We start from the raw sequence: 25,185 nt of genomic DNA on the forward strand, positions 1-25,185 counted from the left end.
CCCGATCCGAAACGACAGGAGCCACCCATGCTGACCCTTCTGACCTATCCCCGCAACGGCGCCGTCTTCAGCCTTAGCCCGTTTTGCGTCAAAGCGGCTCTGTTACTGGCTTTTTCCGGCCAAAGCTGGACCCGCGAAGACCTGAGCGACCCGCGCGGGATGCCGCACCGCAAGCTGCCGGTGCTGCGCACCCCTGGCGGTCTGGTGCCGGACAGCAGCGCCATCCGCGCCTGGCTGGAACGGCGGGGCACCAACTTCGACGCTTCGCTCGGCACGCGGGACCGGGCGCAGGCGCGGATGCTTATCCGCATGGCCGAGGATACGCTGTACTTCCATGTGGTGTGCAACCGCTGGGACAATGACGCCGTCTGGCCCACGATCCGCGACAAGTACTTCCATGAGATTCCCGCCCTGATCCGCCGCCCGGTCGCCGGCGCCATCCGCCGCTCGGTGCACAAGGGGCTGATGTTCCAAGGCACCGCGCGGTTCAGCAAGGAGGAACGGATCCAGCGTATCGATCAGGATCTGCAGGCCATCACCGCTCTGCTGAAGGGGCAGGATTTCCTGTTCGGAGCACACATCTCCAGCGCCGATTTCAGCGTTTCCTCGATGCTGCAGGCGATGGGGACAACTCCGGTCCGCACGCCGCTGGTGTCCCGTATCCTCGACGATGCGGTGCTCAAGCGTTACGTTAACCGGGTGTTCGAAACGGTGCCCCTGCCATGACCCCGCCTTTTGCCAGCCGCGAAGTCGAAGCAGCCTTTGATTTCCCGGACCGGCAGGCCCGCGCGGGCCTGCTGGCGCTGCGCCGGCTTATCTTTGACACCGCCGCCCAGACGCCGGAAGCGGGCCGGATCGAGGAATCCTTGCGCTGGGGCCAGCCTTCCTATCTCACGCCGGAGAGCAAGACCGGCTCCACCCTCCGGCTGGGCGTGCCCAAGGATGCGCGCTTTGCGCTGTTTGTGCACTGTCAAAGCCGGCTGATCCCGGAATTCGCCGCGGCCTTCCCGGCCTGGGACCGGTTCGAGGGCACCCGGGCGGTGCTGTTCAATGACCCCCGGGACGTGGAGCCGATCCGCCACGGCTGGCTGATCAGGCGGGCGCTCACCTACCGTATCCGGCCGCCGCTGGAGACCCCGGTCTGAGAAAATACTGCCCTGTCCCCGCGGGGACAGGCGCTCATTTCCGGCGTTTGCGTTCCACCTTGCGCTTCACCTTGGCGGCCTTGTGCTTGGACTTCGCCGCCTTGCGCTTCAGGGTGCGTCCTGCCGGGCTGCGCCGCCCGCCCTTGCGGGCTCCGCCGCCTTCCGGCAGCTGCTGGTCTTCGATGGCCAGCAGCTCCAGCTCCAGCCCGCCGGTCACCGGTGCCGCCTGGGTCAGCCGCACCGTGACCCGCTGGCCAATCGCCAGGGTCATGCCGGTGTCAGACCCGGTCAGCGTGCCGGCCTGGGGGTCGAAATGGAAGAACTCCCGCCCGATCGAGCGTACCGGCACCAGCCCGTCGGCCCCGGTTTCATCCAGCTTCACAAAGGCCCCGAAGCGGGCAATGCCGCTGATCCGGCCAGCAAACTCGTTGCCGACCCGCTCGCTCAGATAGGACGCAAGATAGCGGTCCGTGGTGTCCCTCTCGGCAATCATCGAGCGCCGTTCGGTATCGGAGATATGGGTTGCAGTCTCTTCCAGGCGTTCGATTTCCTCCGCAGTCAGGCCGTCATCGCCCCAGCCATGCGCCGAGATCAATGAGCGGTGCACGATCAGGTCGGCATAGCGGCGGATCGGCGAGGTGAAATGCGCGTAATTGCGCAGCGCCAGGCCGAAGTGGCCGAAGTTCTCCGGGTTGTAATAGGCCTGCTGCATCGACCGCAGGGTGGAGATATTGATCAGCTCCGCATCATCCGTCCCCGCCGCATGATTGAGCAGCGCGTTCAGATGCCGGGTCTGCAGCACCTGTCCCTTGGCCAGGTTCAGCCCTGCCGCGCGCGCGGTTTCCCGCAACGCTTCCAGCTTCTCGGGCGCCGGCTCCTCATGCACCCGGAACAGGAGCGGCGAGCGTTTCTGGATCAGCGTCTCTGCCGCGGCAACATTGGCGAGGATCATGAATTCCTCGATCAGCTTGTGCGCATCCAGCCGGTCGCGGAAGGCAACCGAGGTGACATGGCCATCGTCATCCAGCACGATCTTGCGTTCCGGCAGGTCCAGATCCAGCGGCTCGCGCTCGGCTCTTGCCGTTGTTAGAGCCTGATAAGCGGCGTAAAGTGGCTTGATCACATCATTGAGGAAAGGTGCGGTCTTCTCGTTCGGATCGCCGTCCATCGCCTCCTGCACCTCGGCGTAATTCAGCGAGGCCACGGAGCGCATCAGCCCGCGGACGAACTTGTGGGTGATCTTGTTGCCCTCGGCATCCACCTGCATCCGCACCGCGACACAGGCGCGCGGCACGCCTTCGTGCAAGCTGCACAGGTCGCCCGACAGCCGGTCCGGCAGCATCGGCACGACCCGGTCGGGGAAATAGCTGGAGTTGCCGCGTTTCCTCGCCTCGCGGTCCAGCGCCGAGCCGGAGCGCACATAGGCCGCCACATCGGCAATCGCCACCCAGATCACATGGCCGCCGGGGTTCCTGGGATCGTCATCGGCATGGGCATAGCAGGCGTCGTCATGGTCGCGCGCGTCCGCCGGGTCGATGGTGACCAGCGGCAGCTCGCGCAGATCCTCGCGGCCCTTCAGCCCCATCGGCTTGGCGGCATCCGCCTCCGCCATCACCTTGTCGGGGAATTGATCGGGGATGCCGTGCTGATGAATCGCAATCAGCGATACCGCCTTGGGCGCCGCAGGGTCGCCCAGCCGTTCAACAATCCGCGCACGCGGCAGGCCCATGCGGCCCTTGGGGCCGGCCTGTTCCGCCTCGACCAGCTCGCCGTCCCTGGCGTCATTGATGGCATCCGGGGCCACCATCCATTCGGTTGACGCCGCCTTGTCGATCGGCACGATCCGGCCGCCCTCAGATCCGGTGCGGAAGATCCCCAGAACCCGTTTCGGGTTGCTGCCGATACGGCGGATCAGCCGGGCTTCGTAGTTGTGGTCCTGATCCGGCACCATCTGCAGCTTGGCGAGGATCTTGTCGCCTTCACCCAACGCCGGGTCGGAGGCGCGGGTCAGGATCAGAATGACCGGTTCCACTCCTTCGCCATGCCATTCCAGCGGCCGGCCATACAGATCGCCGTCCGCGTTCGGTGCTTTCACCTGCAGCACGGTCACGGGGGGCAGCTGATCCGGGTCGCGGTAGGTCTTCTTGCGTTTCTGCAAGTGGCCCTCACCCTCCAGCTCCTTGAGGATGCGCTTGAGGTCGATGCGGTCGGCACCCTTGATGCCAAAGGCCTTGGCGATATCGCGCTTGGAGGTATGGGTCGGGTTGGCGGAGATCCAGTCGAGGATTTCGGCCTTGGAGGGAATACGGCTCATACACTCCGCGTAGCATGGCACGGGGGCGGCGTCATGGTGAAAAGCGCGCGCTCAGCGCTGCGGCAGATCGGCGCCGGTGTCGACGTCGTGCAGGGTATCGGTCAGTGCGATGCGCCAGCCGGGCAGGGTTTGCAAGGTGTCGGCCAGCGCATGTCCGGTGGACCAGCGGGTATTTCCAAACAGTGATTGGGGCAGGCGGGACGGGTGTTTGGCGCCCACCAGCCAATAGCCGCCGTCCGCTGCCGGGCCAAAGACCGCGTCATGATCGCCAAGGGCGGCAAAGGCCCGGGCGATATGGGCGCGAGTGATGGCGGGAATGTCGGCGCCGATCAGGCAAACGGGGGTGTTGACGTGCCAAGGAGCGCGCTTGTCACTGGGTAGGTGGGTAGGCGCCCTCCCGGGGGGAGGGCCGGGCGCGGCCCGGCCAGCGGCCGGCCCGGACGTCGCAACACCGGGCGCTGTCCTGAGCATCCGTTTCATCCGTTGGCCGAGATCACCATCGCCTTGCGCCTGGCGCGGCAGATCGGCAGGCCAAACCTTGGAAGCCACAGCCCTGTCCGGCGCGACCGCCAGCACGATCTGCCAGCGCGGGTCGCGCAGACGCCGGATCAGCCGGGCGGATTGGTGGCGGAACCACCAAGTTGCCGGGATCACGCCAATGTCCCGTCCCAGGCGGGTCTTCACCCGCCCTGGTCGCGGCTCCTTGACCATGATCACCAGGGTGCGTTTCACGTGAAGCTGAGCACCATGTCGCGGTGATCGATGCCGGCATCGTCATAGACCGGGCCAAAGGCGGTGAAGCCGAGTTTTTCATAAAACCCGATGGCATGAACCTGCGCGCCCAGCTTGGCCCTGGCAATGCCGGGGCAGGCTTGAGCCGTTTCGACCGCCGCCTCGATCAGCCTGGCGCCCAGCCCGGTGCCACGGGCGGAGGGCTGCACGCAGACCCGGCCGATCTTGGCGGTATCCTCCTTGAAGACAATCCGTGCCGTCCCCACCGGGATACCGTCCTGCACCGCCAGCAGATGGGTGGCAGTGGCGTCCAGCGCGTCCTGTTCCTCTTCCACCGGCACGCCCTGTTCTTCGACAAACACTTGGTGGCGCAGGGCTAGACAGGTTTCCAGGTCCTTGGTGACCGAGATGCGCAGGCTCATGCAAAATAATCCTGCAGGATACGGGTATAGATGGCCTTCAGCTGGTGGATCTGTGCAACCTCAACCCGTTCGTCCACCTGATGCATGGTCTTGCCGACCAGGCCGAATTCCACCACCGGGCAGTGGTCTTTCACAAACCGCGCGTCCGAAGTGCCGCCTGTGGTCGACAGTTCCGGCGTCCTGCCGGTCTCTGTCTCAACCGCTTTCGAGACCAGATCCGATAGCGCGCCGGGCGGGGTGATGAAACTTTCGCCGGAGACTTTCACGTTCATTCCAATCTCAACGCCGAATTCCGCAGCCACCTTGTCTGCCTCGCCCTGCAGCCACTCCGTCAGGCTGGCGCCGGAGTGGGCATCGTTGAAGCGGATGTTGACGGCAGAGGTGGCCTGCGCCGGGATCACGTTGGTGGCGGTGTTGCCGGTGTCGATGGTGACCACCGCCAGGGTGGAGGCGTCGAAATGCGCGGTGCCCTGGTCCAGCTCATGGCTCGCCAGCCGGTCCATCAGCCGTGCCATCGCGTTCAGCGGGTTGTTGGCACGGTGCGGGTAGGCCGAATGCCCCTGTACCCCGGTCACGGTAAACCAGGCGGTGAGCGAGCCGCGGCGGCCGATCTTGATCATTTCACCTATCTCGTTGGGGCAGGTGGGCTCCCCCACAAGGCAGACGGACATCCGCTCATCCTCGCGGCTCATGTAGTCCAGCAGCGCAGTGGTGCCATCCACCGCATCGCCTTCCTCGTCACCGGTGATGGTCAGGATGATGGACCCGTCCGGCGGCGTGTCCTTCACGAAATCAATGGCGGCTGCGGCAAAGGCGGCCACGCCTGACTTCATGTCGGTGGCGCCGCGGCCGTACATGAAACCGTCCTTCTCCTTGGCACCGAATGGCGGCATGGTCCAGGCGGCCTCATCCCCCAGGGGCACCACATCGGTGTGGCCGTTGAAGCCAAAGGTCCTGGCATGGCCCTTGGCGCCCCAGCGGGCAAACAGGTTGCAGACCTCGCCGCGGTCGGTGCGGGTGCAATCAAAACCGGCCGCGCTCAGCAGGTTTTCCAGCAGCACCAGCGCGCCGCCTTCATCCGGCGTAACCGAAGGGCACCGGATCAGATCGGCGGTCAGGCGGGCGGGATCGGTCTGCGGCATGGGCGGGCTCCTGAGCTTTTGGTCTGAACTGGCCTAGCGCGGATCGCGGCGCGGCGCAATTCACAGGTCATGCCGCAGATGTGGCGCAAAAGCTGCGGTTTTGCGATTGGGCTGCGCAAGCCCTGCCCGTGTGGCTAGAATCATGTTAAGCAAATGTTAATCAAGATAAACCCGAGGCAGGGTACTCCGAGAGCAGCACCACCGTAACAGCGGGGCGCACGCATTTGACCGGCGGTGGAGCCGCTGGCCACGCAGACGGCCAGCCTGTCTGCGGGGGAACCTGCTCGTATTGCGGGAGCAGCGGGAACAATGGTCAGGGCACGCGAGCTTAACTACCAGACAAATGCCTCTGCAGAGCAGATGGCGCAGACCATTTTCGGTGACGGTGCCACCGTCACCGGTGCCTCCTATTCGGGATGGAGCCAGTCTTCGGCGATCTATTCGGGTGGCGATGCCCTGGCACCGGGCGCCACGCCCAGCGATTCCGGGGTGATCCTGTCGACCGGGCGCGCCAGCCATTTTACCCGCTCCGGCGGCGATCCCAACCGGTCCACGCAGACCTCGACCAATACGTCAGGCGAAAACAACAACCCGGACTTCAACGCCGCAGCGGGCACGAATACCTACGATGCCTCTTATCTGGATGTGCGCTTCATTCCCGATTCGGATGTCATGACGATGCAATTCGTCTTCTCCTCCGAAGAATTCCCGGAGTTCCAGAATTCGGTCTATCAGGACGTGGTCACTGTCTGGGTCAATGGCGAGCAGGTGCAGATGGAGATCGGCAACGGCCAGGCCAACCCCAGCAACATCAGTTCGTCGATCAACGAAAACCTCTATCTCGACAACGCGAATGACGATTACAACACCGAGATGGACGGTCTCACGCTCACCATGACGCTGACGATGCGCGTCAATCCGGGGGAGGAGAACGATATCCGCATCGGCATCGCCGATGTCAGCGACAGCAGCTACGACAGTAATCTGCTGATCGCTGCGGACTCGGTGCAGACTGATCTCGTGGCGATGACCGACAACGTTTATGTGGCGCCGGACAGCAGCAAGACCATTGATGTGCTGGCCAATGATGTGAACAATTCCGGCGGCACCCTGACCATCACCCATATCAATGGCAGCGAAGTTGCAGCGGGCTCGGTGGTGACGCTGAATACCGGCCAGGAGGTGCAGCTGAATGCGGATGGCACGCTGACTCTGGTTGGTGACGGCGACATCGAGGATTTCAATTTCACCTATCAGGTGAACAACGGGGTCAACTCCGACACCGGCTTTGTCAACGCAAGCTCGATTCCCTGTTTCGTCGCGGGCACCCGGATCCGTACGCCCGATGGCGAGGTGCCTGTAGAGGAGCTGCTGCCCGGCGACCTGGTGGAAACCCGTGACGGAGGTGCGCAGCCCGTGTGCTGGACCGGCGGGCGATCAGTCGTGGCAGAAGGGGATTTTGCCCCCATCCGCATTGCTGCAGACACCTTCGGGCTGCATGGCGAGCTGATGGTCTCGCCGCAGCACCGGGTGCTGGTGCGCGGCGCCCATGCTGAACTGTTCTTTGGCGAGGAAGAAGTGCTGGTGGCGGCCAAGGATCTGGTCAACGGGCGCAGCATTGCCCGTAGCCCGGGCGGTGAGGTCACCTATGTGCACCTGATGTTCGATCGCCACCAAGTGATCTATTCCGAAGGGCTGGAAACCGAGAGTTTCCTGCCCGGACCGCAGATCGTCAATCTGTTCGACCAGCCGGTGGCGGAGGAGATCTGCGCATTGTTCCCGGAACTCGACCCGGATACCGGAGCGGGCTACAGCGCAGCAGCGCGTCCTGCTCTCAAAGCGTTTGAAGGCCGGCTGCTGGCTGCAATCCAGGCAGCCTGACCGCATGTCCTGGTTTGCGGTCTCCGGCAGCGGGCTGAATTGGTTTGATCCGCAGGTGCTGCGGTCGGCCGGTGTACCTGACGGCGACAGCCTGCTGGTTCGCGGAACCATGATGCTGGAATTCCACTTGCCGGAAACCGCGCGGCCGGAACCGTTGCTCCTGTATTCGCAGGATGGCGACTGGTCACTGCGGCTGGCGCTGCAGGCGGTGCCGGGCGGCGGGCTGAGTTTTGTCCTTGAGCAAAACGGTGCTGTTCTGCACCAGACACTGAACCCGACCGGCCTGGGACGTACCGGGCGGCTGCGGCTGACTTATGCCTGGGACGCACGCGCCCGTATTGGGCTGCTGACACTCGAGCAGCCGGACGGAAGCCAGATGCAGACCGCGGCACTTGCGGCACCCAAGCCCTGGCGGCGGCGTGATTTGCAGGCTTTGTCCGGACCGCAGGGCTACTTGGCGCCGGCGGTGGAGTATCTGGCCCTGTCCTGCAACATAGAGCCCGCAGGTCCGGCTCCAGCGCTGCTGCCTTCCACCCCCATTGCCACCCCCGATGGCTACCGCGTGCTTGGCGGCCTGCAGCGGGGCGACCTGGTTTTAACCAGCGGCGGCGCTGCTGTGCCCGTTCTGCAAGTGGTGAAGCGGCAGGTCCCGGCCCTTGGTTCCTTTGCGCCGGTGCGTCTGCGGGCGCCCTATTTCGGGCTGCTGCAGGACATTCATGTGGCGCCGTTCCAGCGGCTGGTTCTGTCCGGGTCCGAAGTCGAATACCTGTTCGGCCAGCCCGCTGTCCTGGTGCCTGCCGGCAACCTGCTGGGAACCGGCACCGCCTTGCCTGGGACGGCAGCAGCGCCGCTGATCACCTACCGCCAGGCGGTTCTGCCGGATCACGAGCCGCTGCTGGCAGCCGGCGCGATGACCGAGAGCCTGTTTCTGGGCCGCCTGCGCCGAGACCCGCAGCGGCTGGCTGCCAGCCTGCTGGCATCGCTGGGTGCCGCAGCGCTGCCCGAACACCGACAGCCGAAATTTCCGGTGCTGCGCGCCTTTGACGCCGTTGTGCTGGCAGAACGGCGGACTGCCTGACACAGCGGTATCCGCATATCCGGCACTGAGGCCAATGGCGCTTGCGTGAAAAAGGTGAAGCACCTAAAGACATTGAAACCGTCCCCGAGGCCCGACCCGAGCGTTTCCGTGCTGTTTCTCCGCCTGATCACCGCCGCCATCCTGCTGTTTTGGGGCCAATTGCTGTCTGCGCAGGTGCTGACGGTCAACACTGTCACCCGACCGCCGTTTTCGATGATGGAAGGCGGGCGTGACAAAGGCGGGCGTGACACTGGTTTCTCGCTGGAATTGCTTAAGATCATCGCCGAGCGTCTGGACTGGGATATCCGGATAAACCGCACCGCCAGCTTTGCAGAGATGCTGGACGGGGTGCGCAATGGTGAGGCCGATCTGGCTGCCGCCAATATCTCGATCACCGCCTCTCGGGAAGTGGAGATGGATTTCAGTCATCCGATTTTCGAGAGCGGATTGCAGATCCTGGTGCAAGCGGATGAGATCCGCCAGCCGTCGCTGCTGCGGGCGCTGTTGTCCTGGGACTTGGCCGCCGCTATCGGGATTGCATTTTTGCTGCTGTTTGGCGGCGGCATGCTGATGTGGGCGTTTGAACGCCGCGCCCAGCCCTATTTCGACCGGCCCTTGAAAGAGGCCTGGTTCCCCTCCTTCTGGTGGGCGCTGAACCTGGTGGTGAATGGCGGATTCGAGGAACGGGTGCCGCGCACGCCCGTGGGCCGCATGTTCGGCGTGGTGCTGGTGGTGTCCTCGCTGTTCATCGTGTCAATTTTTGTCGCCAAGATCACCGCGGTGATGACGGTGGAGGCGATCAGCGGGTCCGTGAACTCGGTGAACGACCTTTATGGAAAATCTGTCGGCACCATCGGCGGGTCGACAGCGGCGGGGTTCCTCGACCGGCGCGATATCGGCTATTCCGCCTTTGCCGGTCTGGAGGGGATGCTGGCGGCTTTCGAAAGCGGTGAAGTGAAAGCGCTGGTTTTTGATGCGCCGGTGCTGAATTTCTATGTTCAGCAGGGCGGCCACCAATACGGCCGCACCATTGGACAGCCGTTCCTGCGCGAGAATTACGGTCTGGTGTTCCCGGCCGGTTCGCCGCTGGTGGAAGAGGTCAACCAGGCGCTGCTGGCGATGCAGGAGGACGGCAGTTATGACGCCCTCTACCGCACATGGTTCGGCAGCCAGAACTGACGTCGGCCCCTAGTGGAAAACCGGTTCCTCGCCGTCGAAGAACGGTGTCATCTGGGCGACGATCACCGCGTTTTCCTCCAGCGCCCGCTGCATCAGCGCGCGTTCCTCATCACCGATTTCATGGCCTTCGGACTCGCGCTCTTCCAGCGTGCCATAGCCGGTCACATCCAGCGGCGCGGTATCGGCCTGCTTGAGGATCGCCACGGTCTCCCGCACCGCCTCGGCCTCATCCACGCCGGAGGCATAGATCATCAGCGCCGCACCGGTGGCGCCGTCGGGCAGCCCGTCCCCGTCCTTGCGTCCGATCTGGACGAGCAGGGTATAGACTTGCTGGCGGGAGGGTTTCTTCTTTTCCATGCCGCCGCCATAGCGCCGGGGCAGGGGGATGGTCAATCAAATTGCGGTGGTGCCTGGGTTTGAGAGTTTGAAATCCGAAGGCTTGCAAGTTATTGGTCCCAGATATTATGTCTATGCTTATTCTGTCTCCGAGAGGACAAGCCAATGCGTATTTCTGCCCTTGCTGCCCGGCCGGTGTCTTGGAAGAACGGCGGCGGGGTGACCCGCGAACTGGCCTTGCGCGAAAAAGACGGCCAGATGATCTGGCGCCTCAGCCTTGCGGATATCACCCGGGACGGCCCGTTTTCCGCTTTCCCCGGCCTTGCGCGCATTCACTGCATCGTGGAGGGAGACGGCCACACCCTGTCAAACAGCAAGACCCGGCTGGAGGCCCGTCCGCTGGAACCTTTGTCCTTTGACGGCGGTTTGCAGCTGGAGACCCGCCTGCGAAACGGACCCTGCAAGGCGTTCAATGTGATTTATGATCCGGCACGGGTGACGGCCAGTGCCGGTATCCTTGGCGCCTGCGATGTGCCTGCCGTCAATGGCGTGCATGTGCTGTTTGTCGTATCAGGCAGCTTGGACCTAGGGGAGGCCGGCCGCTTCATAGCTGGGGAAGGGATCGTGACGGAGAACACCGCCACGGGAGCAATCTCCCATGGCGGTGTGGTCATTCAAGTGCAGTTTTTGCCTTTTTAGAGACTGTTGAGCAGCTCTTTGATTGCCGTCCTGTACGCGGCAACCACGCTGTCCCGCGCGATATGGCGGCCTTGCTGCACCACATGGCGGCCGGCGCTCCAGACATCGGTCACCGTGTCGTCACCTGCGGCAAAGCAGAGCCCGTCCAGCAGCTGTTCCGGTTTCAGGGCGCACAGGGCCGGCTGGCTGCTGTCAATCGCCACCAGATCGGCCAAGGCGCCTTCCTCGATCCGCCCGGCATCCCGGCCCAGGGCCTGCGCCCCGCCCTTGGCGGCACCCAGGTACAGAGTCTCGCCAACCGAGCCTTCGCGGGGCACCAGCACATTGCGCGCGAGATCGCGCAGGCGCTGGGAATACTCCAGTGTGCGCAGTTCTTCGGGCAGCGAAATCCGCACGTTGGAGTCTGATCCGACCCCGAAGGCACCGTCATGGGCGAGATATTCCACCCCGTTGAACGGCCCGTCGCCCAGGTTTGCTTCGGTGATCGGGCAAAGCCCCGCCACCGCACCCGAGCGTGCCATGCGGGAGGTTTCTGCACTTGTCATGTGGGTTGCGTGGATCAGGCACCACTTGCTATCGACGGGCGCGTTCTCCAGCAGCCATTCTACCGGCCGCGCGCCCAGCCATCCGCTGATATCGGCCACTTCCTTTGGCTGTTCGGCGATATGGATGTGTACCGGCAGCCCGTTCTGGATCTGCAGCACCTCGGCCAGGTCGCCGGGGCAGGTGGCCCGCAGCGAATGCGGCGCGATGCCGACACGGGCGTCGGACGGAAGGTCCCGGGCTGCGATGTCACGGGCGCGGGCGACCAGCTGGGAGAACTCCGCAACCGAGTTGCCGAACCGCTGCTGGCCGCCATCCAGCGCCTGCTTTCCGGCACCGCCGTAAGTATAAAGCACCGGCAGATGAGTGAGGCCGATGCCGGTCCGCCCGGCGGCGGCAAAGACCCGCTCGCTGAGTTCAGTGACCGAAGCAAAATGCACGCCGCCCGGCTGGTGGTGGACATAGTGGAATTCGCCCACCGAGGCATAGCCGGCCTCCAGCATCTCCACGAAGACCAGCGCGGCAATGGCCTCATACTGCTCTGGGGTGATGCGGTCCATGAACCGGTACATCAGTTCGCGCCAGGTCCAGAAGCTGTCCCTCCCGGCGGCGCGGTACTCGGTCATGCCCGCCATCGCACGCTGGAAGCTGTGCGAATGCAGATTGCCCAGCGACGGCAGCAGCACATCCGCTCGTGCGTCCCCGGCCTGCGGCTGAGTGTTGGCTTCCAGCGATGTGATCCGGCCGTCACTGACCGTCAGCCGGAGGTTCTCGGCCCATCCCAGGGGCAAATGGGCGCGCTGGGCAAATATTGTCTGCATCTGACCCTCATATGTGTAGATGTAATACTATTAGCGGCATGTTTATTGCGCGGCAAGGGTTTTGCAGAGGAGGGGCGCTGCCCCTCGGCCTGGCGGCCTCACCCCGGGGTATTTTCGGACCAGATCAAGGATGGATCCAGCCTTCATCTGGCTCAAAATATCCTGGGGTCTGGGGCAAAGCCCCAGCTGCCGGAGGCAAAAGAAAAACGCGCCCGGCTAGGGGCGCGTTTCTTGTTTCAGCAGCGCAACGTCAATCAGTCGCGCAGCAGCTCGTTGATGCCGGTCTTCGAGCGGGTCTTTTCGTCGACGCGCTTCACGATCACCGCGCAGTAGAGGCTGACATTGTTCTTGGAGGGCATCGAGCCGGCCACAACGACCGAGTAGGGCGGCACTTCGCCGTACATCACTTCGCCGGTTTCGCGGTCGACGATCTTGGTCGACTTGCCGATGAACACGCCCATCCCCAGAACCGAGCCTTCGCGCACGATACAGCCTTCGACCACCTCGGAACGCGCGCCGATGAAGCAGTTGTCCTCGATGATTGTGGGGCCTGCCTGCATCGGTTCCAGCACGCCGCCGATGCCGACGCCGCCGGACAGGTGCACGTTCTTGCCGATCTGGGCGCAGGAGCCGACGGTGGCCCAGGTGTCGACCATGGTGCCTTCATCGACATAAGCGCCGAGGTTCACGAAAGAGGGCATCAGCACCGCGCCGGGGGCGATATAGGCGGATTTGCGGACAACGCAGTTCGGCACCGCACGGAAACCTGCGGATTTCCAGTCTGCTTCGCCCCAGCCGGTGAACTTGCTGTCGACCTTGTCCCACCAGCCGCCGGCCTGCGGGCCGCCTTCGTGGATTTCCATGTCCTTGATGCGGAAGCCCAGCAGCACCGCCTTTTTGGCCCACTGGTTCACATGCCAGTTGCCGCTGTCCAGCTTTTCGGCCACCCGCAGGGACCCGCTGTCGAGCGCATTCAGGGTGTCTTCGATGGCTTCACGCTGCTCGCCGGTGGTGGCGGGGGTGATGGTGTCGCGCGCCTCCCAGGCGGCTTCGATCGCTGCTTCCAGCTGGGCGTTGGACATGGGTATTCCTCCGGCATCCGTTAGATTCGCAGCTTCATAGCGGCTATCTGTCCGCAGGTCATGTCCGGATTGCGTCCAAATTGCCGCCCCCGACGGCGTTTTGCCATCCTTCAGCGCACCCGGCGCAGGTGGCGGCGCAGGATGTCGCAAGCTGCGGACGGGTCGCGGCGCATCATCGCCTGGACGATGGCGGCGTGATCCGTATCCACCCGGCGGGTCCATTGGTGCTGCCAGTTGGCGAACAGATGGCGGGCGGCAGCGATGTGCAGATCGTCGATCGAGGCCAGCAGCCGTGGCATCGCGCAAGGCGCCAGGATCACCCGGTGAAAGGCGCGGTTCAGCCGCTCCCAGCCGGCCATGTCCTCTGCCGCGTCGCAGGCGAGGCGGGCCGCCTCGGCCGCCTCGATATCCTCTGGCGTCAGGCGGGCAAAGGCGTGGGTGAGGGCCAGCACCTCCAGTGCCACCCGCATTTCGATCACTTCGCGGATTTCGGACGGGTCCAGGGCGCTGACGCGGGTGCCGCGGCGGGGTTCGGATTTGGCGAGGCCATGCGCCTCCAGCCGCAGCAGGGCTTCGCGCACCGGCACGTGGCTTGCCTCGAACGCGCGTGCGATGTGGTCCTGCCGCAGTTTCTCGCCCGCAGGCAGGCTGCCGGTAATGATGCGCTCGCTCAAGCTCTGATAAATCGTATCGGCGATGGTTGCGGACATGTATTGGCGATACCCGCGCGGCTTGCAGCCCGCAAGGATTATCCCAGCGGATCCGGGGCAATGTTGCCGCCGCAGATCAGCACCGCCACGCGTTCGCCCGGGGCAGGGCGGTAGGCGCCGCACATCAGCGCCGCGAGGGCGGTGGCGCCCGCGGGTTCAACCAAGATCCGCCGCTCGCGCCAGAGCGCTGCCTGCGCGCTGGTGATGGCGCTGTCCGGCACGGTGAGCGCGGTCACGTTCTGGGCCGCTGCGAGCTCGAAGCAGATACTGCCGATCCGTTTGGCGCCAAGGGCGTTGGCGGCGACGCCGGAGACCTCAACGTCAACCGGCTGACGCGCCTCCAGAGCCGCGTTCAGCGCGCAAGAGGTTTCGGGTTCCACTGCGATGATCTTCCTTGCGCCCTGAAACCAGGCCAGAGCGCCGCCAATCAACCCGCCGCCGCCGACGGCAATCAGCAGAGTATCGGCCTCCAGCCCCTGCGCCTGCCATTCGGCAAAACAGCTGCCCTGGCCTGCCACGGTGGCGGGCGCGTCATAGGCATGGACCTGCATGGCACCGGTCTCCTGTTCATAGGCCTGCGCCTGCTCCAGTGCATTGGCATAGGCGCCGGGCACCACCTGCAGATCGGCGCCGGTGCGTTCGATCAGGGAAATCTTGGCGGGGCCTGCCATTTCCGGCACATAGATCCGCGCCTTGTGGCCCAGCTGGTGCGCGGCATAGGCGGCCGCGGCGCCGTGATTGCCGCCGGAGGCGGCCACCAGCCCGGCGGCAGGCACCGGTTGGCTGAGCAGCGTGTTGAAGGCGCCGCGCGCCTTGAAGCTTCCGGTGTGCTGCATGTGCTCCAGTTTCAGCTCCACCGGAAACGCCAGCCCGAAGCCCTGCGTGTGGATCACCGGGGTTTGCTGCACATGGGGGCGAATGCGCTCTGCTGCTGCCTTGATGTCCTGCTGCCAGTTCATGCGCAATCCTCCCTGTCTGCTGCGCCGGAACCTTAGCTGCGCGGTTGCAGCGTGCAAGCGGATTGCGGCAATTTCTGCATTCTTGATTGGCGCGGACAGCCAAGGGCGGCTACAAAGGAAGCCCTGTTATTTTTATACTTGGATTGCCAATGACTGAAGACCGCCACAGCCGTTTACGCGATGCCCACTCCGACCGGGACCGGGCGGAGCATGTGCCCGCCACCCCGCAGACCCAGGCGCCTGCCTACCGGCTGGCGTTTGCGGATGAGGAGTTTCTGTGCCGCGAGGAGCTGCGTCCGGTGCGGCTGCAGCTGGAGTTGTTGAAGCCGGAACTGATGCTGAATGCGCATGGCATCGAAAGCACCATCGTGATGTTCGGCGGCGCCCGTATCCCGGACCCGCAGCACAAGGATCAGGCGCGGACCCGGACCCTGGCCGATCTGTCGCATTTCTACGATGAGGCGCGGGAGTTCGCCCGGCTGATGACCGAGAAGTCAAAGCAAAGCGGCGGCCGAAAGAATGTCATCGTGACCGGCGGCGGGCCCGGCGTGATGGAGGCGGGCAACCGCGGTGCGCTGGATGCAGGCGGCCAGTCCATCGGGCTGTCGATCGTGCTGCCGCATGAGCAGGCGCCCAACGGCTATGTCACACCGGACCTCAGCTTCAATTTCCACTATTTCGCGATCCGCAAGATGCATTTCCTGATGCGGGCGCGGGCGATCAGCGTGTTCCCGGGCGGCTTTGGCACCCTGGATGAGCTGTTCGAGAGCCTGACCCTGATTCAAACGGGCCGCATGGAGCGGGTGCCTTTCCTGCTGTTCGGCAAGGACTTCTGGGACAAGATCATCAACTGGGACGCGCTGGCCGATGCCGGCACCATCTCGGATCAGGACCTGGACCTGTTCCGCTTTGTCGACACCGCCAAGGAGGCGGTGGAGATCATCGACAACTGGGAGCCGGCGCCGCCGCGCGACAGCCTGCCCGGACGCGAGCGCTGAACGGGCATGCATTACTCAGCTGCGGCCGGGATCAGGTGAATTCCGGCGGCAGCGTGCCAAGAGTGCCGCCAGTGGTCAGCCGTGTCAGGATCTGAGTGCCTTCCACCGTTTTCACGGCATAGCCATAGCCGCGCAGGCGGAATTTCCATTCCCGCGGGCTGAGTGCCTTTTCCCGTTCACTGCGGATCAGGTCCAGCAGACTGGGTTCAATCGCAGCAGACTTGTGTTCCATCGGAGCCATTGGTGCTTCCTTCTGAAAAATGATTGTCCGTGATCTGGAAACTGTCCCTAGCAAGCGGCGGAATTTGAGCCGCAATGTGAAAACAATGGGGCGGGCCGGGCTAAGACAGGCACTGTGCCCGCAGTGCAACAAGCGGGCAGGCTAGTGAGGCTGCTGCCGTCGGGTCAGGAATTCTGGCGGAAAACCGCGCTCTGCTATGCTGTGTTCACGCAGAAACCTGCCATTTGCAGAAAACTGTCGTGTCTTTGCGCGGTTCGCGCCGCGAAACGGGCCAAACTTGGCCGCATTTGCAAACAAAAACTTATCAGCGGTGGAATAGTGGAGAGAATTGATGGCTGAGGTAACAGACTATACGGCGCTTCTGGCCTATACGTCGAACAGCAATTTCCGCTGGAACAGCCAGGTCAAGCTCGGCACCCAGGCTGTGGTGACTTATAGCTTTGTCCGCAACGGAGACTTGGGCAATCCAGCCGACGATCCCTATGGGGCAAATAGCTACTGGGCGTTCAATAGCACCCAGCGCGGCTATTTCCGTCAGGCCCTGGCCGAGTTCGAGGAAGCCACGGGGCTGATTTTTGTCGAAACAGACGAACCGGCCATGATCAATGTTTTCGGCTACAACGGCGGTTCCGCTGCGGGCTGGGCGGATCTTGCCTGGGCGAGCGCCTATTCCACCAATGATGGGGAACTGGCGATCGAAGGCAGCAACATGGCGCCAGGATCCTATGGTTATGAAACGGTTCTGCACGAAATCGGCCACGCGGTGGGGCTAGAACACCCGCATGATGGCGAAGCGACGCTGGCAGACCACCTGGACGACCAGGCGCACACCGTGATGACGTATAACTATGGCGGCTACAACGCCACTGAACTGGGTTCGTTTGACGTGCAGGCCCTGCGCCACCTCTATGGCGGCACCGGCGGCACGAAGGGGTGGAACGCTTACACCAACTCGGACGGGGTTGTGGTGATCAAGGCCAGCAGCCGGTCTGAAACGGTCCTGGCGACCGGCCAGGACACCAAGATTTTTGCCAGGGGCGGCAAGGACAAGGTGATCGGCCGCGAAGCGGATGATCATCTGGACGGCGGCAATGGCGATGACCGGCTCACCGGCAACTATGGCGCAGACATTCTCAAGGGCGGCGATGGCGCGGATGTTCTGATTGGCGGGCTGGACAAGTCCGATTACTCGGGGGCTAATGGCGAAGCGGATGTTCTGCGGGGCAATGCCGGGAAGGACAAGCTTTTCGGCGGCCGCGGGGATGACACGCTTTATGGCGGCAACGGCAACGACCGCTTAGTCGGCGGCGATGGATCCGATGTCTTGATCGGCGGAAAGCACGCGGACGTTTTTGTCTTTGTGTCAGCTGACTACTGGGAAGAGAACGTCATCAAGGACTTCGGCAGCGGCAATGACAGGATCGAGTTCTCCGGCACTTCAGTGGATGAGTTCAGCGATCTGACCATCACCCAGCAGGGCGGTCATACCTTCATCAGTTATTACGGCAACCACGACATCAAGCTGGCCGATTATACCGGCCCGGTCACCACAGACGATTTCCTGTTCACCTGAAGCGCATCGGAAAAGGCAGCCGGGGACCCTGCCGCAGCGGGGCCGGGGCCGGGTTACTTCATCCCGGCTTCGGCCTCAATCTGCTTGCGGCTCTTGCGCGCGCGTTCAGTGGCTGATTTCAGCTGGCCGCAGGCGGCCATGATGTCATCGCCGCGGGTCTTGCGGATCGGCGAGGCATAGCCGGCCTGATAGATGATATTGGCAAAGGCGTGGATGCGGTTGTTCGACGACCGCTTGTAAGGGCTGCCAGGCCATTCGTTGAAGGGAATCAGGTTGATCTTGGCCGGGATCTTGTAGCGTTTGATGTGCTCGATCAGCCGGTGCGCGTCCTCATCCGTGTCGTTCACGCCATCCAGCATCACGTACTCAAAGGTGATCCGCTCGGAATTCGACACCTTGGGGTAATCCGCTAGCGCCTGCAGCAGCTCGTCGATGTTCCAGCGCTTGTTGATCGGCACCAGCACGTCGCGGATCTCGTTGGTGGTGGCGTGGAAGGAAATCGCCAGCAGGCAGCCGATTTCTTCGGCGGTGCGGGCAATTTCCGGCACCACGCCGGAGGTCGAGAGCGTAATCCGGCGGCGGCTCAGCGAGATGCCCTCGGGATCCATCGCAATCTTCATCGCGTCGCGGACGTTCTCGAAGTTATAGAGCGGCTCGCCCATGCCCATCAGCACGATGTTCGACAGCAGACGGGTCTCCTCTTTGGGCGCGCCGGGCACCGGCCACTCCTCCAGATCGTCGCGCGCCATCATCACCTGGCCGACGATTTCGGCCGGGGTCAGGTTGCGCACCAGCTTCTGAGTGCCGGTGTGGCAGAACGAGCAGGTCAGGGTGCAGCCCACCTGGGACGAGATGCACAGGGTGCCGCGGCCGTCTTCGGGGATGTAAACCACCTCGACTTCATGGCCGCCTGCAATCCGCACCAGGTACTTGCGGGTGCCGTCGGTCGAGACTTGCTTGCTCACCACCTCGGGGATACGGATTTCAAACGTCTCAGCCAGCTGCGCGCGGTAGGCTTTGGCGAGGTTGGTCATGTCGCCAAAGTCACGCTTGCCCCACTGATAGATCCATTGCCAGATCTGGCCGACACGCATCTTGGCCTGCTTTTCCGGGGTGCCGTTTTCGATCAGCGCATCGCGCATCTGCGCGCGGGTGAGGCCCACAAGATTGATCTTGCCGCCCTCAGGCTCCTTGCGGGGCAGGGTCAATACGTCCTGGGTGATCGGCGTGCTGGCGGTCATGGGCTTGAGACTCGATGCTGATGGGTGGATGCGGCTCTATATAGGATTTCGGCGGAAGATCAAAAGGAATCCGTGAACACGGGTTTTCAGGCGGCCGTCCGGGCAGGGGCTACTTGCTCAGCCGGACCAGTTCTTCCACGCGCGCCCGTCCCAGCGTCGTCCAGCAGGCCCGCGTGGCGATCCCGGCCTCTTCGCGCACGGCGTGAGCAGCCCCGACAAAGCTGCAATGCGCGACACGATAGGCCTCCCAGGCGGTCTGGCCGTCCTTCAGCGCCGGCACGGCCTCGCTGCTGCCGTTGTCCGCGTCGATTTTTGCAGCTGTCACCATGGCTGCCTGCAGCGCATTGGTGAGAGCCGCTTCCACGCCTTCTTCGTCGTCAGCCACGCAGGAGCCGACTTCTTCCTGACTGCCGTCACCGCACTCCAGTGCCGGATTGGAAAAGGCAGGCGGGGCAAGCAGTGCAACTGCAAGGCAGGCGAATGGAAGAATGGCAGCGTTTGACATGGCAGGCACCTCCTGCAACTCATGCTACGCCGCTTACGGATTTCAAACAAGAAAACCCCGGCGGGGGCCGGGGTCTGGTTTGTTTCCGCACGGGGGCAGCGCTTACTTGCTGCAGCGTTTCTCCGCGTCTTCAACAGCAGCGGTGAATCCCAGTAGCGAGAAAGTGTCCTTGGTCTGGGTGCCGCGGGCTGAACGGGCTGTCAGCACGGCATCTGACCCGCGCTTCATTGCGGTAATGATCTTGGCATCATCCGCCGGCGTGGCCGGCCAGGCCCATTCATCCTCAGTGAACAGTTCGAACTCGGACTCGCCAATCGCCATGTTCACGGTGGAGCCCGGCGCAAACGGGTAGCCGCCGGTAAAGCTGACTTCCCCTTTGGGAGGTGTCGCATCGCGGAAGGTGACAAACAGCTGGATCTCGCTGCGGCGCACCGCAACCACACGGCCGTCGCGGGTGTTCACCGTTTCCTTCGGCGCGGAAACCCCCCAGCACTCGACCGGGTTTTCGCCTTCGAATACACTCCAGTCCACCTTGGCGGCGACCCGGTTGTTCGACGTTTCCTGCGCAATTGCGGTGGTTGCCAACGCTGCCAGACTCAGGCCCGCAGCCACGCGGGCGAGTTTCAATGCCATTTGTCCCGACTCCAAGACTGTTCTTTTACCTCAAATTCAAGCAAAGGGCCCGCAGCGTTCAACCGCTGTCTGGTCCCGATCCCCTCGCTTGCGCTACACAAGCACACTAACGTAACAAGCACCACGGGCGAAAGAGCGTTTTGGCAGGATTTCGCCAACAACACATGAGGGGAGACATGATGCCGAAACCTGTGCCCATGGCCGAAGTCTGGCGCGGCCCGCTGCTGGAAAGCCTGCATCTGGGCCATGCCGTCATTTGCGATGCCTCGGGGCAGGTGGTCCGCAGCTGGGGCGATCCGGATGCGGTGATTTATCCGCGCAGCTCGGCCAAGATGATCCAGGCGCTGCCGCTGATCACCTCCGGCGCCGCTGCGCGCTATGGCCTGACGTCCGAGCAGCTGGCGCTGGCCTGCGCGTCCCACAACGGTGCCCATATCCACACGGACCGGGTGAACACCTGGCTCGATCAGCTGGGGCTGAAGGACGATGATTTCCGCTGCGGCCCGCAGCTGCCGGACGACATCCCCGCCCGCAATGAGCTGATCAAATCCGACAGCAGCCCCTGCCAGGTGCATAACAATTGCTCCGGCAAACACGCGGGCTTCTTGACCCTGACTCAGTATCTTGGTGCCGGGGCGGAATATATCGAAGTCGACCATCCGGTGCAGCAGGCCTGTCTGGCGGCGTTTGAGGAAACCACCGGCGAGGACAGCCCCGGCTACGGCATCGACGGCTGCTCGGCGCCGAACTTTGCCACCACGGTCACCGGGCTGGCCCGTTCCATGGCCTGGTTTGCCAGCGCAGGCGACCGCTCCGACCGTGCATCAGAAGCGGCGCAGCAGCTGGTGGCGGCAATGATCGCGCATCCCGATCTGGTGGCCGGCGAGACCCGCTGCTGCACCAACCTGATGCGTGCGATGGGCGGCAAGGCGGCAATCAAGACCGGTGCCGAGGCGGTGTTCGTCGCCATCCTGCCGGAGCAGAAGCTGGGCGTCGCGCTGAAGATCGCCGATGGCACCACCCGCGCCAGCGAATGCGCGATTGCGGCGCTGATGGTCAGCCTCGGCGTGCTGGAGGCGGATCACCCGGAGACCCGCAAATACATGAACAAGACGCTCTGCAGCCGCCGCGGGCTGGAGTGCGGTTCGGTCCGCCCCGCAGCCGAGCTGCTGTTCTGAACCCGGCTGCCCCGGTCAAGAACCGGGGCCGCCCGATCACATCTCCATATCGATGATTTCGGCCACTTCGACCGAGCCGCTGCCGTCCGCCACCATCGGGCAGCCCTTGGCGATTTCGCAAGCCGCGTCCTGATCGGCCGCTTCCACAACCGAATAGCCCGAGACCGGATTTGCACCGCCATTGTCCGCCACGCCGCCGGCACTGACGGTCTTGGACAGGCCCACTGGCGCGCCCGGCACCTTCAGCGCGTCGCCCATGGAGCCCATCCAGCTTTTCCAGGCCTCCATGACCTTGGCGCCTTCCTCCTCGCTCTCCGGGGTCTTGCCGCCGTGATAGGCAAAAATGTACTGTGGCATTGGTCTTCTCCCTTGGTTGCGGTGGATGGTGACTTAGGACTCTGAAGCGAGCAGGGCCTCCAGCTTGCGCAGGGTCGAGGTCCAGCCCTCTTCGTGCCGCGCGGCGATCTCATCGCCGCCCAGTTCTCGGTGATCGACCAGCAGCATGGCACCGTCCCCGGCAGCGGTTATGGTGAAGGTCACATGGCTTTCGGCGCCGCGGCTGCCGTCCTCGTCATGCCAGGCCCAGGTAAAGCCGACCGATTTCGGTACCTCCACATGGGTTACCTGGCCGGAGACATGAAACCGCTGGCCATCGCGGTTCTGCATGATGGAATACCACGGGCCGGTGCGGCTCAGGTCCAGATCGTGTTCCGGAATATGAACGCCTTCCGGCCCCCACCATTTCAGCAGCTTGTCCGGAGTGGTCACCCAATCGAACAGCTTTTCCGGGCTGACGGGAAAGATCCTTTGCAGCTGCAGATCACTCATTCTGTTTTCTCCATCAGGCGTTATCCTCCATCAGGGCCGCTTCCAGCCGGTCCAGGCTGCCTTGCCAAAAGGCTTTGCGGGAGTGGGTCCACTCGGCAATCATCCGCAGCCCCTCAGGGCGGGCGGAATAGAGCCGCTTGGTGCCGTCGGCACGCTGAGTGATCAGGCCGGCCTCGCGCAGCACCTTCAAGTGGCGCGAGATGGCCGGCGCCGAGATGCCCGCGCCGGGTGCCAGATCGCCTGCAGGCAGCTCGCCTTGCGTGATCAGCTGGTCGACAATCGACATGCGGGTCTCGTCCGACAAGGCGGCAAAGGATTTCAGAAGCGGAGACATGCCCTATTATTAACTTTTTTGTTAATTAATGGAAGCGTAAAATCCAATTCCAGCGGAATGAGGCAGAAACCGCCAGCTGCAGGTTGCCGCCAGAGAGGGGCTCCCGCCCGTCGTCAGCCTGTTCTGCGAACAAGCCTCCTCCCCTTGGGCCAGGCACCGCGCGTGCGCGGTGCCTGGCCCAAGGCCGCCAAGGTGTGGCTGCGGCAGCAGCCACACCTGCGGGCACGGGAGCTCCCCCGGACTCTGATCCAGAGGGTGGTTTCAGATTTTGAAATCGTCCTGGGTATAGCCCTGAATATAGAGCAGCGCCGTCAGATCGCCGTGGTTGATGCGGATATCGCATTCCGCTGCAACCGAGGGTTTGGCGTGCAGCGCAACGCCTGCGCCCGCGCGTTTCAGCATGCCAAGGTCGTTGGCGCCGTCGCCCACTGCAATCACATCCGCCTCCCCAATTCCCAGCCGGGCGGTAATTTGCTCGAGCGCCTCGACCTTGGCCTCGCGGCCCAGGATCGGCCGTGCCGCTTCGCCGGTCAGCCTGCCGTCTTCCGCCAGCAGCGTGTTGGCGCGGTTCTCGTCAAAGCCCAGCTCCGCCGCCACCCTGGAAGTGAAGGCCGTGAACCCGCCCGAGACCAGCGCCGCATAAGCACCATTTGCCTTCATCACCGCCAGCAGCTGCCGGCCGCCGGGCATCAGGGTGATGCGTTCGTCGAGAACCTTTCCGATCACTGTCTCCGGCAGCCCCTGCAGCAGCCCGACCCGTTCAATCAGCGCGCCTTCAAAATCCAGCTCGCCGTTCATCGCCCGCGCGGTGATCTCCTTGACCCGTGCGCCGACGCCCGCTTCCTCAGCCAGCTCATCGATGCATTCCTGCTGGATCATGGTCGAGTCCATGTCGGCCAGAAGCATCTTCTTCCTGCGTCCGCCGTTCGCTTGGATCACAAGATCCACGCCTGTTTGCTGCAGATCTGCCCAGACCTCCCATTGGTTATCCGGCCTCTGTTCCAGAGGAAATTCCGCCGCTATCCCCGGCGCCAGCCAGACCGCGTCGCCGCCGCCCCAGGCGTTGCGCAGCGATTCGGGCAGGGCTGGTTCCAGCACCGGGCTGACAGGATTGCAAAGCAGGGTGGCAACAAACATCGGCAGGCTCCGTTTGGTCGGGATTCACCTTGTCATAACGGGTCGCCAAGCGAACGGCCAGCTTGCGCGATGCCGCTGAAAAGCGGGGCCATTATAAGGCGGCCTCCTTCCGGCCTTTTCGACGCGGCAGTTTCCGATGGTGGAAAAACGTGTCGCAAAAAGCATCCATTCAGCCGGATTCTGCTGATTTTTCTGTTGCATGCCGCGCTGCAGCAGCCTAGCTCTGTAACCGGGACACCCCTCCCCAACGAGGGGCGCTTATCTGGAAGGGTAGCATTTATGGCTATTGCACAACCGGTCACGCGGCCGGCCAATCCGCGTTTTTCCTCGGGGCCTTGCGCCAAACCTCCCGTCTTTGAACTGTCGAAACTGTCCGGCGCACCACTGGGCCGCTCGCACCGTGCTGCGGTTGGCAAGGAGAAGCTGAAGGCGGCAATCGAAGGCACCCGCGAGATCCTGAAAATCCCCGGCGATTACAAGATCGGCATCGTGCCGGCATCCGACACCGGCGCTGTCGAAATGGCGATGTGGAACCTGCTCGGCGCCCGCGGCGTCGAGATGCTGGCCTGGGAAAGCTTCGGTTCCGGCTGGGTCACCGACGCGGTGAAACAGCTGAAACTGGATGCCACCGTCAAGACCGCGGACTACGGCGAGATTGTCGACCTCGGCACTGTCGATTTCAGCAATGACGTCGTCTTCACCTGGAACGGCACCACCTCTGGCGTGCGGGTGCCCAACGGCGGCTGGATCCCGGCGGACCGCGAAGGCCTCACCATTTGCGACGCCACCTCCGCGGCGTTTGCCCAGCACCTGCCCTGGGACAAGCTGGATGTGACCACCTTCTCCTGGCAGAAGGTGCTGGGCGGTGAAGCGGCGCACGGCATGATCATCCTCAGCCCCCGCGCGGTGGAGCGGCTGGAAAGCTACACCCCCGCCTGGCCGCTGCCCAAAATCTTCCGCCTGACCAAGGGCGGCAAGCTGATCGACGGCATTTTCCAGGGCGCCACCATCAACACGCCCTCGATGCTGGCGGTGGAGGACTACCTGCTGGCGCTCGACTGGGCACGTTCGGTGGGCGGCATGGAGGGCCTGCGCGAACGCGCTTATGCCAACCTGGCCGCGGTCCAGAGCTTCGTGCAGGACAACCCCTGGATCGCCTTCCTGGCGGAACAGCCGGAATACCGCTCCAACACCTCGGTCTGTCTCAAGTTCACCGACGAACGCATCCGTGACGGCGCCGCCTTTGCCAAGGCCGTGGCCAAGCGCCTGGAGAGCGAAGGCGTAGCCTTTGACATCGGCGCTTACCGCGACGCGCCTCCGGGCCTGCGCATCTGGTGCGGCGGCACAGTCGAGGCCGCCGACGTGGCCGCGCTGATGCCCTGGATCAAATGGGCCTTTGAGGCCGAGATCGCCGCGCAGACCGAAGCGGCCTGAGCAACCTTTAGGGCGGGCGAGTGCGCCCGCCGCCCCAGCA

Annotated in this window: 27 protein-coding genes; 10 read left to right on the forward strand and 17 right to left on the reverse strand. The window is 63.7% G+C overall.

Annotation, left to right across the window (positions count from 1 at the left end):
- The first annotated feature begins 27 nt into the window (after positions 1–27).
- Together OKQ63_RS20820 and OKQ63_RS20825 are read left to right on the forward strand one after the other, a co-directional pair.
- A complete protein-coding gene (locus OKQ63_RS20820; protein WP_264211917.1) occupies positions 28–726 on the forward strand; it encodes a glutathione S-transferase family protein in 699 nt (232 codons plus the stop codon).
- Positions 723–1,145, forward strand: a complete 423-nt coding sequence (locus OKQ63_RS20825; protein ID WP_264211918.1) for a DUF1801 domain-containing protein — start codon at positions 723–725, stop codon at positions 1,143–1,145. The genes OKQ63_RS20820 and OKQ63_RS20825 overlap by 4 nt, the downstream gene beginning before the upstream one ends.
- A 34-nt stretch (positions 1,146–1,179) precedes the next feature.
- Here the strand turns inward: OKQ63_RS20825 and rnr are convergent, their stop codons facing one another.
- From rnr to dapE, 4 genes are read right to left on the reverse strand one after another with little or no spacing between them, the layout of a single operon-like run.
- Positions 1,180–3,459 carry a ribonuclease R gene (gene rnr / locus OKQ63_RS20830; RefSeq protein ID WP_264211919.1) on the reverse strand — a complete coding sequence of 760 codons (2,280 nt, stop codon included), beginning with the start codon at positions 3,457–3,459 and terminating at the stop codon, positions 1,180–1,182.
- A gap of 51 nt (positions 3,460–3,510) precedes the next feature.
- Positions 3,511–4,191 (reverse strand): TIGR04282 family arsenosugar biosynthesis glycosyltransferase, encoded by a 681-nt coding sequence (locus OKQ63_RS20835; RefSeq protein WP_264211920.1) that lies wholly within the window; start codon positions 4,189–4,191, stop codon positions 3,511–3,513.
- Entirely contained in the window at positions 4,188–4,613 is a 426-nt protein-coding gene (locus OKQ63_RS20840) for a GNAT family N-acetyltransferase (RefSeq protein WP_264211921.1), read from the reverse strand. Before OKQ63_RS20840 ends, OKQ63_RS20835 begins: the two co-directional genes overlap by 4 nt.
- The gene (gene dapE, locus OKQ63_RS20845; RefSeq protein WP_264211922.1) at positions 4,610–5,755 is read right to left on the reverse strand and encodes a succinyl-diaminopimelate desuccinylase; all 1,146 of its coding nucleotides are present in this window, start codon (positions 5,753–5,755) and stop codon (positions 4,610–4,612) included. The genes OKQ63_RS20840 and dapE overlap by 4 nt, the downstream gene beginning before the upstream one ends.
- A gap of 309 nt (positions 5,756–6,064) precedes the next feature.
- Between dapE and OKQ63_RS20850 the strand changes: the two genes are divergently transcribed.
- From OKQ63_RS20850 to OKQ63_RS20860, 3 genes are all read left to right on the forward strand, one after another.
- Positions 6,065–7,636: a Hint domain-containing protein gene (locus OKQ63_RS20850; protein WP_264211923.1), complete on the forward strand. Its 1,572-nt coding sequence runs from the start codon at positions 6,065–6,067 to the stop codon at positions 7,634–7,636.
- Between the two features lie 4 nt (positions 7,637–7,640).
- On the forward strand, positions 7,641–8,714 hold the full coding sequence (locus tag OKQ63_RS20855) for a Hint domain-containing protein (protein ID WP_264211924.1): 1,074 nt from the start codon (positions 7,641–7,643) through the stop codon (positions 8,712–8,714).
- A 108-nt stretch (positions 8,715–8,822) separates the two neighbouring features.
- Positions 8,823–9,893, forward strand: coding sequence for a transporter substrate-binding domain-containing protein (locus tag OKQ63_RS20860; protein ID WP_264211925.1), 1,071 nt, complete (start codon positions 8,823–8,825; stop codon positions 9,891–9,893).
- 9 nt (positions 9,894–9,902) lie between these two features.
- Here OKQ63_RS20860 and OKQ63_RS20865 read toward each other — a convergent pair whose 3' ends face one another.
- On the reverse strand, positions 9,903–10,250 hold the full coding sequence (locus OKQ63_RS20865; protein WP_027235759.1) for a DUF8846 family protein: 348 nt from the start codon (positions 10,248–10,250) through the stop codon (positions 9,903–9,905).
- Between the two features lie 144 nt (positions 10,251–10,394).
- On the opposite strand from OKQ63_RS20865, the gene OKQ63_RS20870 reads away from it, so the two are divergent.
- Complete coding sequence (locus tag OKQ63_RS20870) at positions 10,395–10,928, forward strand: HutD/Ves family protein (RefSeq protein WP_264211926.1); 534 nt, start codon at positions 10,395–10,397, stop codon at positions 10,926–10,928.
- Here the strand turns inward: OKQ63_RS20870 and OKQ63_RS20875 are convergent.
- The 4 genes from OKQ63_RS20875 to OKQ63_RS20890 form a co-directional block, all read right to left on the reverse strand.
- Positions 10,925–12,292, reverse strand: a complete 1,368-nt coding sequence (locus OKQ63_RS20875; RefSeq protein WP_264211927.1) for a formimidoylglutamate deiminase — start codon at positions 12,290–12,292, stop codon at positions 10,925–10,927. The two genes, OKQ63_RS20870 and OKQ63_RS20875, sit on opposite strands and share 4 nt — an antisense overlap.
- Before the next feature lie 254 nt (positions 12,293–12,546).
- A complete protein-coding gene (gene dapD, locus OKQ63_RS20880) occupies positions 12,547–13,374 on the reverse strand; it encodes a 2,3,4,5-tetrahydropyridine-2,6-dicarboxylate N-succinyltransferase (protein ID WP_264211928.1) in 828 nt (275 codons plus the stop codon).
- A 110-nt stretch (positions 13,375–13,484) separates the two neighbouring features.
- A complete protein-coding gene (locus OKQ63_RS20885) occupies positions 13,485–14,084 on the reverse strand; it encodes a GntR family transcriptional regulator (RefSeq protein ID WP_264211929.1) in 600 nt (199 codons plus the stop codon).
- Positions 14,085–14,122: 38 nt separating this feature from the next.
- Positions 14,123–15,043 carry a threonine/serine dehydratase gene (locus OKQ63_RS20890; protein WP_264211930.1) on the reverse strand — a complete coding sequence of 307 codons (921 nt, stop codon included), beginning with the start codon at positions 15,041–15,043 and terminating at the stop codon, positions 14,123–14,125.
- A gap of 149 nt (positions 15,044–15,192) precedes the next feature.
- Here OKQ63_RS20890 and OKQ63_RS20895 point away from each other — a divergent pair, with 149 nt between their 5' ends.
- Positions 15,193–16,041, forward strand: a complete 849-nt coding sequence (locus OKQ63_RS20895) for an LOG family protein (RefSeq protein ID WP_264211931.1) — start codon at positions 15,193–15,195, stop codon at positions 16,039–16,041.
- Between the two features lie 31 nt (positions 16,042–16,072).
- On the opposite strand, the gene OKQ63_RS20900 is transcribed toward OKQ63_RS20895, so the two are convergent.
- Positions 16,073–16,282, reverse strand: a complete 210-nt coding sequence (locus OKQ63_RS20900; RefSeq protein WP_264211932.1) for a hypothetical protein — start codon at positions 16,280–16,282, stop codon at positions 16,073–16,075.
- A gap of 331 nt (positions 16,283–16,613) precedes the next feature.
- Between OKQ63_RS20900 and OKQ63_RS20905 the strand changes: the two genes are divergently transcribed.
- Positions 16,614–17,855 (forward strand): reprolysin-like metallopeptidase, encoded by a 1,242-nt coding sequence (locus tag OKQ63_RS20905; RefSeq protein ID WP_264211933.1) that lies wholly within the window; start codon positions 16,614–16,616, stop codon positions 17,853–17,855.
- Between the two features lie 53 nt (positions 17,856–17,908).
- On the opposite strand, the gene rlmN is transcribed toward OKQ63_RS20905, so the two are convergent.
- From rlmN to OKQ63_RS20920, 3 genes are all read right to left on the reverse strand, one after another.
- The gene (gene rlmN / locus OKQ63_RS20910; RefSeq protein WP_264211934.1) at positions 17,909–19,096 is read right to left on the reverse strand and encodes a dual-specificity RNA methyltransferase RlmN; all 1,188 of its coding nucleotides are present in this window, start codon (positions 19,094–19,096) and stop codon (positions 17,909–17,911) included.
- Positions 19,097–19,205: 109 nt separating this feature from the next.
- Positions 19,206–19,601: a lysozyme inhibitor LprI family protein gene (locus OKQ63_RS20915; protein WP_264211935.1), complete on the reverse strand. Its 396-nt coding sequence runs from the start codon at positions 19,599–19,601 to the stop codon at positions 19,206–19,208.
- Positions 19,602–19,703: 102 nt separating this feature from the next.
- The gene (locus OKQ63_RS20920) at positions 19,704–20,234 is read right to left on the reverse strand and encodes an invasion associated locus B family protein (protein WP_264211936.1); all 531 of its coding nucleotides are present in this window, start codon (positions 20,232–20,234) and stop codon (positions 19,704–19,706) included.
- 179 nt (positions 20,235–20,413) lie between these two features.
- On the opposite strand from OKQ63_RS20920, the gene OKQ63_RS20925 reads away from it, so the two are divergent.
- Positions 20,414–21,412 carry an asparaginase gene (locus tag OKQ63_RS20925; protein WP_264213964.1) on the forward strand — a complete coding sequence of 333 codons (999 nt, stop codon included), beginning with the start codon at positions 20,414–20,416 and terminating at the stop codon, positions 21,410–21,412.
- Positions 21,413–21,448: 36 nt separating this feature from the next.
- Here OKQ63_RS20925 and OKQ63_RS20930 read toward each other — a convergent pair whose 3' ends face one another.
- The 4 genes from OKQ63_RS20930 to serB all read right to left on the reverse strand — a co-directional run bounded on the left by OKQ63_RS20930 (position 21,449) and on the right by serB (position 23,711).
- Entirely contained in the window at positions 21,449–21,769 is a 321-nt protein-coding gene (locus OKQ63_RS20930; protein WP_264211937.1) for a YciI family protein, read from the reverse strand.
- 33 nt (positions 21,770–21,802) lie between these two features.
- Entirely contained in the window at positions 21,803–22,240 is a 438-nt protein-coding gene (locus OKQ63_RS20935) for an SRPBCC family protein (protein WP_264211938.1), read from the reverse strand.
- Between the two features lie 13 nt (positions 22,241–22,253).
- On the reverse strand, positions 22,254–22,574 hold the full coding sequence (locus OKQ63_RS20940) for an ArsR/SmtB family transcription factor (RefSeq protein ID WP_264211939.1): 321 nt from the start codon (positions 22,572–22,574) through the stop codon (positions 22,254–22,256).
- Between the two features lie 261 nt (positions 22,575–22,835).
- The gene (gene serB, locus OKQ63_RS20945; protein WP_264211940.1) at positions 22,836–23,711 is read right to left on the reverse strand and encodes a phosphoserine phosphatase SerB; all 876 of its coding nucleotides are present in this window, start codon (positions 23,709–23,711) and stop codon (positions 22,836–22,838) included.
- 279 nt (positions 23,712–23,990) lie between these two features.
- On the opposite strand from serB, the gene OKQ63_RS20950 reads away from it, so the two are divergent.
- Positions 23,991–25,145 carry a phosphoserine transaminase gene (locus OKQ63_RS20950; protein WP_264211941.1) on the forward strand — a complete coding sequence of 385 codons (1,155 nt, stop codon included), beginning with the start codon at positions 23,991–23,993 and terminating at the stop codon, positions 25,143–25,145.
- Positions 25,146–25,185: the final 40 nt, after the last annotated feature.

The sequence above is a fragment of the Leisingera thetidis genome, assembly GCF_025857195.1.
In the GTDB taxonomy this organism is placed as follows: domain Bacteria; phylum Pseudomonadota; class Alphaproteobacteria; order Rhodobacterales; family Rhodobacteraceae; genus Leisingera; species Leisingera thetidis.

Excerpts from the sequence above, each read along its gene's own strand:
- OKQ63_RS20820 (WP_264211917.1), top strand. The coding sequence starts at position 28 with ATGCTGACCCTTCTGACCTATCCCCGCAACGGCGCCGTCTTCAGCCTT.
- OKQ63_RS20825 (WP_264211918.1), top strand. The coding sequence starts at position 723 with ATGACCCCGCCTTTTGCCAGCCGCGAAGTCGAAGCAGCCTTTGATTTC.
- rnr (WP_264211919.1), bottom strand. The coding sequence starts at position 3,459 with ATGAGCCGTATTCCCTCCAAGGCCGAAATCCTCGACTGGATCTCCGCC.
- OKQ63_RS20840 (WP_264211921.1), bottom strand. The coding sequence starts at position 4,613 with ATGAGCCTGCGCATCTCGGTCACCAAGGACCTGGAAACCTGTCTAGCC.
- dapE (WP_264211922.1), bottom strand. The coding sequence starts at position 5,755 with ATGCCGCAGACCGATCCCGCCCGCCTGACCGCCGATCTGATCCGGTGC.
- OKQ63_RS20850 (WP_264211923.1), top strand. The coding sequence starts at position 6,065 with ATGGTCAGGGCACGCGAGCTTAACTACCAGACAAATGCCTCTGCAGAG.
- OKQ63_RS20855 (WP_264211924.1), top strand. The coding sequence starts at position 7,641 with ATGTCCTGGTTTGCGGTCTCCGGCAGCGGGCTGAATTGGTTTGATCCG.
- OKQ63_RS20865 (WP_027235759.1), bottom strand. The coding sequence starts at position 10,250 with ATGGAAAAGAAGAAACCCTCCCGCCAGCAAGTCTATACCCTGCTCGTC.
- OKQ63_RS20870 (WP_264211926.1), top strand. The coding sequence starts at position 10,395 with ATGCGTATTTCTGCCCTTGCTGCCCGGCCGGTGTCTTGGAAGAACGGC.
- OKQ63_RS20875 (WP_264211927.1), bottom strand. The coding sequence starts at position 12,292 with ATGCAGACAATATTTGCCCAGCGCGCCCATTTGCCCCTGGGATGGGCC.
- dapD (WP_264211928.1), bottom strand. The coding sequence starts at position 13,374 with ATGTCCAACGCCCAGCTGGAAGCAGCGATCGAAGCCGCCTGGGAGGCG.
- OKQ63_RS20885 (WP_264211929.1), bottom strand. The coding sequence starts at position 14,084 with ATGTCCGCAACCATCGCCGATACGATTTATCAGAGCTTGAGCGAGCGC.
- OKQ63_RS20890 (WP_264211930.1), bottom strand. The coding sequence starts at position 15,043 with ATGAACTGGCAGCAGGACATCAAGGCAGCAGCAGAGCGCATTCGCCCC.
- OKQ63_RS20895 (WP_264211931.1), top strand. The coding sequence starts at position 15,193 with ATGACTGAAGACCGCCACAGCCGTTTACGCGATGCCCACTCCGACCGG.
- OKQ63_RS20900 (WP_264211932.1), bottom strand. The coding sequence starts at position 16,282 with ATGGCTCCGATGGAACACAAGTCTGCTGCGATTGAACCCAGTCTGCTG.
- OKQ63_RS20905 (WP_264211933.1), top strand. The coding sequence starts at position 16,614 with ATGGCTGAGGTAACAGACTATACGGCGCTTCTGGCCTATACGTCGAAC.
- rlmN (WP_264211934.1), bottom strand. The coding sequence starts at position 19,096 with ATGACCGCCAGCACGCCGATCACCCAGGACGTATTGACCCTGCCCCGC.
- OKQ63_RS20915 (WP_264211935.1), bottom strand. The coding sequence starts at position 19,601 with ATGTCAAACGCTGCCATTCTTCCATTCGCCTGCCTTGCAGTTGCACTG.
- OKQ63_RS20920 (WP_264211936.1), bottom strand. The coding sequence starts at position 20,234 with ATGGCATTGAAACTCGCCCGCGTGGCTGCGGGCCTGAGTCTGGCAGCG.
- OKQ63_RS20925 (WP_264213964.1), top strand. The coding sequence starts at position 20,414 with ATGCCGAAACCTGTGCCCATGGCCGAAGTCTGGCGCGGCCCGCTGCTG.
- OKQ63_RS20930 (WP_264211937.1), bottom strand. The coding sequence starts at position 21,769 with ATGCCACAGTACATTTTTGCCTATCACGGCGGCAAGACCCCGGAGAGC.
- OKQ63_RS20935 (WP_264211938.1), bottom strand. The coding sequence starts at position 22,240 with ATGAGTGATCTGCAGCTGCAAAGGATCTTTCCCGTCAGCCCGGAAAAG.
- OKQ63_RS20940 (WP_264211939.1), bottom strand. The coding sequence starts at position 22,574 with ATGTCTCCGCTTCTGAAATCCTTTGCCGCCTTGTCGGACGAGACCCGC.
- serB (WP_264211940.1), bottom strand. The coding sequence starts at position 23,711 with ATGTTTGTTGCCACCCTGCTTTGCAATCCTGTCAGCCCGGTGCTGGAA.
- OKQ63_RS20950 (WP_264211941.1), top strand. The coding sequence starts at position 23,991 with ATGGCTATTGCACAACCGGTCACGCGGCCGGCCAATCCGCGTTTTTCC.